Raw genomic sequence first — 12,123 nt, forward strand, 5'->3', positions numbered from 1 at the left:
CATAGATCAAGTCAAGTTCTCGATCGTGGACACCCGTTCTGCCTGCATGTACATGCTGGGGCAAGTGGATCTTCAGCCATTCGGCTGTGCACCAGCTGTGACACATCGGAGCGGTGCGTCGCTTTGTCGCTGGAGTGCCGCATGTTCCGTGTGCGCTCGACAGGACGAAGCGAGGAGTGTCGGCGGGATGCATCAGCATCGGTTCCGATGGAAGAGGTTGGCCGCGACCGCGGCCGTGACGGCGTTGGTGGTCGCCGGGGTGCCGAAGGGCGCCGCGGCGGCGGCGAGCGTGGACGCGGCGAAGCAGGCGGCCGCGAGTCGCGGTTCGGGCGGCGGCAGCAACTGGTGGGATCCGTCGACCTGGTTCGGTGGCGGGTCGTCGCGGCCGGATCCGAAGGCGTCCACGTTCGCCTGGAAGCCGCCTGCCGGGCGCACGGCGCCGGCGGTGCGCATCGACCCGCACGCCCACCGGGTGGCGGAGCTGACGGGCCGGCGGACCGCGCAGGCGAGTTTCTACCGGCTCTCGGACGGGCGGGTGCAGGAGGTCCTGTCGGCTGTTCCGGTGCACTACCGCGACGCGCGCGGGGCCTGGCAGACCATCAACACCCAGGTGGGGAAGGCCTCGCACGACGGGTTCACCCTGGGCGCCACCGACAACGCGTTCCGCAGCTACCTCTCCGGCAGCGGTGACCCATCCGCCCTGGTCCGGGTCGAGCAGGGCAGCGCGTTCCTGCAACTCGGCGTCGTAGGCGGGGCCAAGGGCGCGGCGAAGGTCTCCGGCAACACCGTCGACTACCCCGCCGCGCTGCCCGGCGCGGACCTGAAGTACCACGTGGGCAGCCAGGGCGTGAAGGAGGACATCGTCCTGAACCGGGCCCCGGCCCCGGGGGCGTCGTTCTCGTTCACGTTCAAGGTGGGCGGGTTCACCCCGAAGCAGCGCCGCGACGGCTCGATCGCGTTCTACGGCAGTGAGTCGGCGCATCCGGCGTTCGTGATCCCCGCCCCGTACATGGCCGACTCCCACCAGGACGTCAATTCGCCCTACGGCGTGGCCTACTCCACCAAGGTCTCCCAGACCATGGCCTGGGACGCCAAGGCGGGCACACTGAGGGTGACGGTGCGCCCGGACGCCGCGTGGCTGTCGGCCAGGACGCGTCAGTTCCCGGTGACGATCGACCCGACGATCCTGGTCGCGCCCGCGCCGTCGCAGGCGGCGAACGTGATGGTGCTGCAGGACGGGCCGTCGACCAACTACGACACCAGCTGGCGGCTGTCGGTGGGCACCACCCCGACCGGCGCGGCCCGCACGCTGATCAAGTTCCCGATGCCGTCCGTACCCGCGGGGACGACGATCACCTCGGCGTCGCTGAAGCTGTACTACGACCAGTACTTCACCACCGGCCTCAACAACGTCGCCATGGACGCCCACGCCGCCACGGCCGCCTGGGACCCGACCACCGCCACCTGGAACAACTCCACCACCCTCTCCGGTGCCCTGGCAGGTTCGGCGACCAAGGCGGCCGGGGTGCGGGGGGTGTGGAACACCTTCCCGGTCACCTCCACCGTGCAGGGCTGGCTGAACGGCAGCGCCGCGAACAACGGGTTCGTGGTGCAGGCGCACAGCGAGACCACCCTGAACCAGGGCGGCCCGCGATACGAGGCCAGCATCTACGGATACGGCGGCGAGGCCGCGAACTATCCGCAGCTGGAGGTCACCTACGGGGTGCCCGGCGTAGCGGTGAACCCGCCCACCGTGATCCACTCCACCGGGGCGGAGCTTTCCTGGCCGACCTACACGAACACCACCGGCAACAGCGCGAACGACCTGGTCGAGTACCAGGTGCACCGCAGCATCTTCCAGACGTTCACCCCGTCCGCGTCCACCGAGGTCGCCCCGGTCGGCTCGGGCAGCACCGCGTTCACGGACTCCACCGCGCAGCCCACGCCGACCTCCAGCAGCGACCCGTACGGCAACGCCTACTACTACATGGTCGTGGTCAAGACCGCCTCCGGCGCCCTGATCCCGGGCCCGACCCAGCTGGTGCGGCTGCCCAAGGCAGGGCTGACCACGGTGCTCATCCGCCAGGGCGCGGCCACCACGCTGTCCTCCGCCCAGCCCAGCACAGTGGAGAACACCCTGTCCGACTCCGGGCTGCAGCAGCCGTGGCTGGAGGTCGGCGACAACTCCGCCACCTACGGCACCGCCCGCTCGGTGTTCAACTTCGGTGCCCTGCCGTCCAGCATCCCCACGAACGCCACGGTCTCCGAGGCGCACCTGAAACTGTGGCAGTTCGAGACCGACACCACCTCCTCCGGGGCGGTGTACGAGCTGCACGGCCTCACCCGCACCCCCGCCATCAGCCAGGCCACCTGGAACAGTGCCGCCACCGGCACCGGTTGGACCGCGCCCGGGGGTGACTACTCCTCCACCGCGGCCTCCACCGTGCCGGGGCTGACCGACGACCCGAACCGGCAGAACTTCGACGCCACCTCCCTGGTACAGGGCTGGGTCACCACCCCGAGCAGCAACCACGGCCTGGAGCTGAAGCTGGCCAAGGAGACCAGCGCCGACCCGCAGGAGCACACCCTGTTCGCGGGCACCAACACCGCCGAACCGCTGCTCTCGCCGACCCTGGTGGTCACGTACCTGGACCCCACCCCCGCCAACACCTACTACGCGCCCACCACGCCGGCCAAGATGGTCCCGGGCAGCACCTACACCGTCCCCGTGACGGTGAACAACTCCACGTCCTCGACGTGGTCCGCGTCGACGGAGAAGCTGACCTACCACTGGACGCTGCCGGACGGCACCGACGTCACCAGCACCGGTGACCAGCTCACCACCCCGCTCCCGGCGGACATGGCCCCGGGCTCTCAGCAGACCGTCAACGCCCAGGTGACCGCGCCGGCCCCGACGGACAACAACACCCGGGAGGCGTACACCCTCTCCTGGGACATGCAGAACACCTCCACCGGCTCCTACCTGTCCACCTCCACCGGCGGCATCGGGTCGCTGGCCCAGGCGGTGCGGGTGAACCCCTCCGGCAACAACCAACTGGGGCTGGAGAAGTTCTACCAGTACGTCACGACCGCCACGGGTTCCGGTTCCGCCCTGTACACCAACGCCTCCTCGGGCAACACGGTGTGGAACTACAACGCGTTCTCCAACCCCTCCCGCGGGTTCGCGACCTTTGCGCGGATGTCCTACAACTCGCTGGACACCACCGACTCCACCACCGGATTCGGCTGGTCGGTCCAGCTGTCCACGCCGACCCGGCTGGGCACGCCACTGGACTTCCACCCCAACCCGAACCCCACCGAGGTCACCTTCACCGACGGTGACGGCACCAGCCACGTGTGGACCTGGAACTCGACCACCAGCACCTGGACCTCTCCGGCCGGCGTCCACCTGTACCTGCAGCAGCTCGCCGGCTGCGGCCCGCAGGTCACCAACGCCCGCGCCTGGCTGATGACCCGCCCGGACCGCACCCAGTTCTACTACGACTGCGAGGGCTTCCCCACCGCCGTCGTGGACAAGAACGGCAACGAGTCCGACTTCACATACTGGAGCCGGCAGTCGGAGAACAAGCCGGAGGAGTTCCTGGCCTACGTCACCGACCCGACCGGCCGCAAGACCCTGACGGTCAACTACTACGCCAAGGGCGACAGCTACAGCTACATCGACTCCACCGGCACCCTGCAGTCCGGCACCAACCTGACCGACCCGCAGATCATCGACCACGTCAAGTCGGTCACCGACGTCTCCGGTCGGACCATCGACTTCTACTACACCACCAACGGGCTGATGGCGCGGATGGTCGACGGCGCGGGCGACAGCGCCGCCAAGACCTTCAACTTCAGCTACGACGCCACCCAGGGCATGAAGAACGTCAAGCTGGTCAAGATCACCGACCCGCGCGGCCACTCCACCAGCCTGAGCTACTACGACCCGGTCACCGACCCGAAGTTCCACTGGTGGACCCAGTCGGTCACCGACCGCCTGGGCCACAGCACCAACTTCGCCTACACCGAACCGGGCACCATCACCAACTCGGCGATCCAGACCACGATCACCGACGCGAACAGCCACACCACCAGCTACGAGCTGGACTCCAACGGACGCCTGCTCCAGTCCACCGACCCGCTCAACCAGAAGACGACCCTGGGCTGGGACGCGGACAACAACGTCAGTTCGCTGACCGAGGCCAACGGCGCGGTCTCCACCTGGACCTACGACCCGAACACCGGCTACCCGCTGACCCACAAGGACGCGCTGGCCAACAAGAACAACACGGCCGGCGAGAGCTACACCTACCAGACCTCCCTGTCCGGCCACATCGCCGACATCACCGACAAGGTCAGCGCCGCAGGCCGCCACTGGCACTTCGGCTACGACACCCACGGCAACCTGACCAGTCTGCAGAACCCCGACGGCACCGCCGCCGGTTCCGGCTACACCACCAGCTACAGCTACGACAGCTCCGGTGAGCCGCTGACGGTCACGGACGCCAACAGCAACACCACGCAGTACTCCGACTACGACCCCTCGGGCTACCCGAAGACCATCACCGACCCGCTCGGCAACGCCACGCAGACCGTGTACGGGCCGCGCGGCGAGGTCACCTCGGTCACCGACGCGCTCGGGCACGCCACCACCCAGAACTACGACGTCTTCGGCCGCGCGCTGGACGGCAGGACGCCCAAGGACCAGGCCAACGGGGTCTACGTCACCACCCCGGCCCCGGTCTACGACGCCAACGACAACGTCACCCAGAAGACCGCGCCCAACGGCGCCGCCTCCACCGCGAGCTACGACGCGGACGACGAGCTGACCGCGTCGACCACTCCGCCCGACACCTCGAGCGGTGCCGCGCCCACCACCAGCTACACCTACGACGCCGTCGGCAACAGGCTGACCGCCACCAGCCCCGACGGCAACGTCCCCGGTGCGGCCGCGGGTTCGTACACCACGACCACGGCCTACGACTCCGACGGCCAGCCGGTCTCCGTCACCGACGCGCTCGGCGACAAGAGCACCAGCACCTATGACAGCGTCGGCAACGCCGTCCAGGTGACCGACCCGCTGGGGCACATCACCAAGACGTCGTTCGACGTCGACCACCGCCCGCTGACCTCCACCGACGCGGCCGGGAACACCGGCACCATCGGGTACGACGCGGACGGGACGGTCACCTCGACCACCGACCAGAACGGCAACACCACCCTCGACACGGTGGACCCGCTCGGCCAGACCACCCAGGTGCAGGTGCCGCACACCAGCTCCGGCGGCACGATCAGCTACGACACCAGCAAGTACGTCTACGACCAGGTCGGCAACCTGACCCAGGTGGTCTCGCCGCGCGGCGTGGCGTCCGGCACGTCCGGTGCGTTCACCACGCGCACCGTCTACGACAAGGACAACCGCAAGAGCGCCGAGTTCGGCGCGTACGACCCGAACGACTCCAGCTACAACACCGCGCCGGAGACGGACTACACGTACGACGCCGCCGGCCGGCTCACCAAGGTCACCACGCCCGCGTCCGGCGGACAGTCCGTCAGGAACACCACCACCTACTCGCTCTGGGACAACGGCTGGCTGAAGGCGTCCACGGACCCCTGGGGGATCACCTCCTCCTACGACTACAACGCCCTGGGGCAGCAGTCCGCCCGCACCATCACCAGCGCCGGAGGCTCCTCCTCCCGCACCCAGTCCTGGAGCTACCTCCCCGACGGGAAGCTGGCCTCCCGCAGCGACACCGGGGTACCGGTCGGGCTGCAGGTCGAGCTCGTCGACAACTCCGACACCCAGAACACCAGCAGCACCGGAACCTGGACCTCGTCCAGCACCGGCACCGGCTACAACGGGTACGACTACGCCACGCACACGGCAGGCTCCGGCACCGACGCCTTCAGTTGGAACCTGACGGTCCCCGAGGACGGCAACTACACCGTCTACGCCCAGTACCCGAGCGTCACCGGTGCGGCCACAAACGCGCAGTACACCGTCAACTACAACGGCGGCACCTCCACCGCGACGGTGGACCAGACCAAGAACGCCGGCACCTGGGTCTCCCTGGGCTCCTTCGCCTTCACTCAGGCCGGCACCGGGCAGAAGATCTCGCTGGCGCAGAACTCCGGCGGGAGCGTCTCCGCGGACGCCGTCAAGATCGTCCGCGACAACTCCGGTGACACCCAGCCCAAGCCCGACGCGTTGAGCTACACCTACGACGCCAACGGCAACATGACCGGCGTCGCCGACAGCTCGCCGAACGCGCAGTACGACGCCTACGCCTTCAACTACGACGGCCTGGACCGGCTGACCCAGCTTCAGGAGAAGCTCTCCGGCACGGTCAAGCACACCACCGCGTTCACCTTCGACGCCAACGGCAACTCGCTGACCGAGACCCACGACGGGGCCGGCGCCGCCTACACCTACGACGTCCGCGACCTGCTGACCAAGGTGGTCAACAAGGAGACGGCCAACGACCCCAACCCCAGGACCACCAGCTGGACCTATTCCCCCACGGCCCGGATCGCCACCGAGTCCAAGGCCAACGGCAATACGGTGTCGTCCACGTACAACCTGGACGACTCACTGGCCGGCACGGTGGAGAAGACCAGCGGGGGCACCGTCGTGGCCCAGCACACGCTGAGCTACGACCCCGACCTCAACCAGACCCAGGACGTCTCGACCACCCAGAACGCCGACAACCACTCGGCCACGCTGGACCGGACCGCAATCGACACCTACACCCCGCGTGACCAGATCGAGAGTGTCACCAACTCCGACGGCCACGGCGACCAGTCCTACACCTACGACCTGGCCGGCAACATCACTGCGCAGACGGTGTCCGGGGTCTCCAGGACCAACGTCTACGACCGCAACCGGCTGCTGACCAGCACGGCGAACGGGACCACCGAGAGCTACAACTACGACCCGTTCGGTCGCACCGACGCCGTCCACGCGGCCGGCACCGCCATCCAGCGCTACACCTACGACGGCTTCGACCGGGTCGCGTCCGAACAGCAGGACAACGGCACCGGGCCGACCACCACCACCTACTCCTACGACGCCTTCGACCGCTCCGTCTCACAGACCACCGCCAGCGGCACCAGCAGCGCGAAGACCACGGCCTTCGACTACCTGGGCACGTCCAAGGCGCTGGTCGGCGAGGAGGTCGGGGGGACGCCCACGAAGACGTACCAGTACTCGCCCACCGGCGAGCGGCTGGACCAGATCGTCCACAACACCGACGGGACCGAGGACCCGTCCTACTACAGCTACAACCAGCACACCGACGTCCAGGCCATCACCGACAGCAGCGGCAACACCAAGGCCACCTACGGCTACACCGCCTACGGCCAGGACGACACCAGCCAGGACACCGGCGTCGACAAGCCCTCCTCGGGCCAGACCGGCACCAGTGACCCCTACAACGCCTACCGCTTCAACTCCGACCGGATCGACGGCAGCACCGGCACGTACAACATGGGGTTCCGCACCTACGACCCCGGAATGAACCGGTTCCTGACCCGGGACATGTACGCGGGCGCGCTGTCGGACATGGGCATGTCGGCCGACCCCTACACGGGCAACCGCTACGCCTTCGGCGGCGGCAACCCGATCAGCAACGTCGAGCTCGACGGGCACAACTGGTTCAGCGACGCGGTGAGCAGCACGGCGAGCTGGGTCAGTGACAACGCCGACAACCTGGTCAGCGCGGCGGGCCACACCGCCGAGATCATCGCGGGCGCCGGCGCCATCGACGGCGGCTTCGGCCTGATCGCGACCGGCATCGGCACCTGCGTGCTCGGCGGCATCGAGACCCTCGGCGCCGCATGCGTCGCCGGCGGGGCCGAGGTCGTCGCCGGGGTCGGAGCGATCACCGTGGGCACCGCTGCCGTGATCAACGGCGCGGTGGGGCTGAACAACGACATCACCGCCATGCGCACCTCCAGCGGAGGCTCCTCCGGTGGCAGCGGCGGGTCCGGAAGCGGCCTGCGCACCCCGAAGGCCGGCGACTCGGACAACGGCCCCGGCAAGTGGGTCGAGGTCAACCGCGGCGGCGGCAGTTCGAGCTCCTGGGACTACCAGGAGAAGGTCACCGGCGTGACCCGGGACCGCGAGTACGAGATCGACGGCGTGAAGATGGACGGCTGGGACGGATCGACCAAGACCATTCTGGAGGCCAAGGACCAGTACGCGCAGTTCGTCAAGAACGGGCAGTTCAAGTCCTGGTGGCAGGGCAAGCAGGCACTGCTGAACGAGGCGAAGAGCCAGATCGCCGCCGCTCAGAAGTACGGCCTGAACCTGCGCTGGACCTCGGCCAGCCAGGACTTCGTGGACGCCATGCAGGCCCTGTTGAAGGAGAACAACGTGGCCGGCAGGAACATGATTGACTGGGTCGTCAAACCCAACTAGCACCCTCCGGCCGGTGGCGGCACGGGCACCCCTGTGCCGCCACCGGCCTCCCCTGACCTGCAAGCTCTTGATTGGGATCAGACATGAGCTCCAACTACCTGCGCATCATCGCCGACCTGCCGGACTGGACCCCCGACGGACCGCGGGCGGAGCAACTGGGGGCAGCCGCACAGGAGATGTTCGGCGCGCGGAGTGCCGAGGTCACCTCGGGCGACCGTGGTGAGATCGTCTTCCTGGACCAGGGCGAGTGGTTCGAAGGAATCAGCTGCCCGAACTGCGGGGCCGCCGTCGACACCGCCTGGTGGGGGGAGCGGATGGACACCGCGGCCGAGAACGGTTTCACGGACCTGTCCGTGACCACCGAGTGCTGCGGTTCCGCCACCTCGCTGAACGATCTGGTGTACCGGAAGCCCGCAGGATTCGCACGATTCGTGATCGAGGTGCGTGAGCTCGACAAGACCTATGCGGACGACACGTCGGTCGCGGCGCTCGAGCAGATCGCGGGCCGTCCGCTGAGGCAGGTCGCCGCCCGTTACTGACGGTGCGCCGGCCGCGGGCGCCGAGCACACGGCCAGGGCGGCGCACCGGCGCCTCGACGACCGGAAGGGGCTGGTGGACCGGCAGCGGATCCCGCGCCGGTTCGCCGCCCCGGTCCTGTCCGAGTGCTGCCGCCCCGCTCAATCCTGCGCGACCGGTGCGGTCGCCGTCGTGGCCCGGGCAGGCAGCTATCGGGGTCGCCGCGGGTAGCTGCGTGACCATGCGAGAAGGCGGGCGTGCTGGGTGGGTTGGAGGTGGCGTATCCAGCAGTGTTCTTCCAGGCCCAGCTCGCCGAGCAGTCGTCCGGCGCTGACTTTTCCGATGCCGGGGAGCGCCTCAAGCACCCGGCGCACCGGAAGTTGGCCGACGATCTCGTCGTCCCGCAGGAGGAGGGACGGCAGGGAGACGCGTCCGACTTTGAGGGCACGGAGCAGCGCGGCGCGCTTCTGGCGCATCGTCAGGGCGCTTGTGGTGGGTGGGATGGCGGGCTCACTGCTCGGTCCCGTGTGGTCGCTCACGGGCACGGTTCCCGTTCCTCGTTCCATCAACGTGGGGTGTTCGGGAGTGCTGCCGCGTGGAGTTGCATCGGTCGGTACCTGCGCTTCTCTGCGGGTGGGTGGGGTCTGGCTGTGGAGGCCGGACGGCGGGGCCGGACGGGCGGGGCCGGACGGGCGGGGCCTCGGGGGGAAGGCCTGCCCACCCGTCCGGCGACTTGGGGTTACCCCGTGGCGTGCGGGGTCGGATCGGCCTTGCCGTGTCTGCTGGGCGCGCTGCTCGGGCGTCCGGTGCTGTGGGCGGGGGTGGGTGTGGGCCGACTGCTCGCGTGGCTCCTGCCGGTGGTCGAGGACGCGCCGCTCGTACGCCTTGCCGAGGCGCCGTGGGCGGCCCCGGCGGCGGGGCTCGGCGACGTGGAGGCGATGGGACTTCCGCCCCCGTTCTGCTGCAGCACCGCCGAGGGGGACGAGGACGCGCTCCCCGACGGGACGGCGCGGGGAGTCGCCGTGGTGGTGGCCGTGGTGGTCGGACCGCCTGGCAGGACCGAGGGCAGGTGCCCGGTCCCGGCCGCGACGGCGACACCGCTGAGCGCGGTCGCCGCGAATGCGGCAGCGACCTTCGCACTGAGCAGCTTCGCCAGCGTGGGACGGAACATCGAACCTCTCCGGACCGGTGGGACATCGGTGAGCGGGCCCGCTCGAAACGCGGCCAGGGCTGCCTGCTCGCCGGCCGGCTCTGCGTCCGCTGCGGGGGCGGCGGCGGCGTTGAGCAGGTCGGCGAGAGGATCCTGACCGGCCGGCACACCGCCCGCGCCACCGCTGAGCAGTCGCTCAGCGGTGGCGCGGTCGATCCGACGGGATCGGTTGAAGCTCATCTCATGTCCTTCAGCGTCGAAGCCCTCGCCGGTGTCACACCCGGGGAAGAAATTTTTTGTGGACCCGGATCGGGGTGGTGCTGGGCCGGGACCGCCGGGGCATCCGGCTGGTCGAGCAGCTTGGCGAGTCTGCGCAGGCCCCGGTGGGCGGCCATCCGCACCGCGCCGGCGCGCTTGCCCAGCACCCGTGCGGCGCTGTCCGCATCCAGGTCCAGCACCACCCGCAGCAGCACCGCCTCGGCCTGGTCCCGCGGCAGCTTCGCGATCAGGGCCAGCGCATGTGCGGTGCCGTCCGTGGCCAGCACGGTGCTCTCGGTGTCGTCGGCCGCGGGGCGTTCGACCAGTTCCTCGAACGGCAGCGGGTCGCTCGGTCGACGGCGTCTGCTGCGCAGCAGGTCCATCGCCCGGTTGCGCCCGATCGTGGCGGCCCAACCGCGGAACCCGTCGTAGTCGCCGCGGAAGTGGGCGAGGTCGCGGGCGATCTGCAGCCAGGCCTCCGACGCCACGTCCTCGGCATCCTCGCCGACCAGCACCTTCAGGTACCGCAGCAGTACGGGTTGCACAGCCCGGTACAGCTTCCGGAACGCCTCCTCGTCACCGTCCTGCGCCGCGCGGACCTCGGCGGACAGGTCGGCTTCCGGTTCCGCGGCGGGCAGGGGGACGCCGACTGCGGGCTGATCTGAACTGTGCACCGCGCCATGATGCAGTACCGGGACAGCACACCCCTAACTGACAACGCATCCGGTGCCCGACCGGGGGGCGGGCACCGGCGGGCGCGTCCTAGTTACTTCAACCACCCCGGTGTGGCCGTCACCGTGTCGTCCGGTGACGGCGGCTACGGTGTCGAGTACCCTGCGGCCTCCAAGTACGTCACCGCGGTGGGCGGCACCAAGCTGGTCAAGGACTCCAGCGCGCGCGGCTGGAGCGAGAGCGTGTGGAACGCCAGCGCCAGCGAGGGCGGAGGCTCCGGCTGCTCCGAGTACGACGCCAAGCCCACCTGGCAGACCGACACGGGCTGCGCCAACCGCACTGTCGCCGACGTCTCCGCCGACGCGGGCACGCCGTGCAACGCCTACCCGGCGGCCGACCTCTACGCCCACACCTCCTCGCTCAACGACGTCACCACCGGCGCCACCGCCAGCTGCACCCCGGCCTACCTCTGCACCGCCGAGGTCGGCTACGACGGCCCCACCGGCCTGGGCATCCCCAACGGCCTTACCGCCTTCACCGGCTGACCCCCCGTCGGCCCCGGCCGCCCAACCAGCGGCCGGGGCCGGTTCGGCCGTACCCCCATCGTCGCAGAGCTTTGACGACGATCGGCCGAAGCCCCCGCGCGACGCCGGGGGTCCTATGCCGTCGAGCCGTTCACCACGGCCGTCGTCTCCTGTCTTAACGCGTTCTTGATGCCGCCGCCCAGTGACTGGGGCCCGCGCCTGGTCGACCGGGTGCACCTGACTGGGCGGACCACTGGCACGCCGGGTGGCCAGCGCAAAACATTGACGTGTCCTTAACGCGGCCCGCCCCGAGCGATCGATGTGGCGCAATCCATCTAAAGGGGCATCTGACCTGCTGAAACGCTGTGTGGCGGGTTACTTGGAGGCGCTCTGCCCATGCGACCGCGAACATGCCGCGGGGGCCGTGGGACCGTACCCTCCCGTCTGTGTCCAACGTGCCTCAGGTGCTCAAGCGCCTTGTCATCGGTCAGGCCATGCGCAGTGAGGAGTTGGGGGAGACCCTGCTTCCCAAGCGCATCGCGCTGCCGATCTTCGCCTCTGACCCGTTGTCCTCGGTCGCG

Annotated in this window: 6 protein-coding genes and 1 pseudogene; 3 read left to right on the forward strand and 4 right to left on the reverse strand. The window is 69.3% G+C overall.

What is annotated here, in order from left to right:
* Positions 1 to 192: 192 nt before the first annotated feature.
* The gene (locus tag TR46_RS42845) at positions 193 to 453 is read right to left on the reverse strand and encodes a hypothetical protein (protein ID WP_161790256.1); all 261 of its coding nucleotides are present in this window, start codon (positions 451 to 453) and stop codon (positions 193 to 195) included.
* Here TR46_RS42845 and TR46_RS45185 point away from each other — a divergent pair.
* Complete coding sequence (locus TR46_RS45185) at positions 446 to 8,422, forward strand: DNRLRE domain-containing protein (RefSeq protein WP_052433356.1); 7,977 nt, start codon at positions 446 to 448, stop codon at positions 8,420 to 8,422. The two genes, TR46_RS42845 and TR46_RS45185, sit on opposite strands and share 8 nt — an antisense overlap.
* Positions 8,423 to 8,505: 83 nt before the next feature.
* Positions 8,506 to 8,961, forward strand: coding sequence for a hypothetical protein (locus TR46_RS34350; RefSeq protein WP_052433357.1), 456 nt, complete (start codon positions 8,506 to 8,508; stop codon positions 8,959 to 8,961).
* Positions 8,962 to 9,147: 186 nt separating this feature from the next.
* On the opposite strand, the gene TR46_RS34355 is transcribed toward TR46_RS34350, so the two are convergent.
* The 3 genes from TR46_RS34355 to TR46_RS34365 all read right to left on the reverse strand — a co-directional run bounded on the left by TR46_RS34355 (position 9,148) and on the right by TR46_RS34365 (position 11,020).
* Positions 9,148 to 9,477, reverse strand: coding sequence for a DNA polymerase IV (locus TR46_RS34355; protein ID WP_152626851.1), 330 nt, complete (start codon positions 9,475 to 9,477; stop codon positions 9,148 to 9,150).
* Positions 9,478 to 9,677: 200 nt separating this feature from the next.
* Complete coding sequence (locus tag TR46_RS43350) at positions 9,678 to 10,328, reverse strand: hypothetical protein (RefSeq protein ID WP_052433358.1); 651 nt, start codon at positions 10,326 to 10,328, stop codon at positions 9,678 to 9,680.
* Complete coding sequence (locus TR46_RS34365) at positions 10,325 to 11,020, reverse strand: RNA polymerase sigma factor (RefSeq protein ID WP_042410129.1); 696 nt, start codon at positions 11,018 to 11,020, stop codon at positions 10,325 to 10,327. Before TR46_RS34365 ends, TR46_RS43350 begins: the two co-directional genes overlap by 4 nt.
* Positions 11,021 to 11,083: 63 nt before the next feature.
* Here TR46_RS34365 and TR46_RS34370 point away from each other — a divergent pair.
* A pseudogene (locus tag TR46_RS34370) lies at positions 11,084 to 11,563 on the forward strand (peptidase S8); the annotation flags it as partial.
* Positions 11,564 to 12,123: the final 560 nt, after the last annotated feature.

Source organism: Streptacidiphilus carbonis, from assembly GCF_000787775.1.
Classification (GTDB): domain Bacteria; phylum Actinomycetota; class Actinomycetes; order Streptomycetales; family Streptomycetaceae; genus Streptacidiphilus; species Streptacidiphilus carbonis.

Bases quoted from the DNA above. Each gene is read 5' to 3' on its own strand.
- TR46_RS42845 (WP_161790256.1), bottom strand. From the start codon at position 453: ATGCGCACCGCCGGCGCCGTGCGCCCGGCAGGCGGCTTCCAGGCGAAC.
- TR46_RS34350 (WP_052433357.1), top strand. From the start codon at position 8,506: ATGAGCTCCAACTACCTGCGCATCATCGCCGACCTGCCGGACTGGACC.
- TR46_RS43350 (WP_052433358.1), bottom strand. From the start codon at position 10,328: ATGAGCTTCAACCGATCCCGTCGGATCGACCGCGCCACCGCTGAGCGA.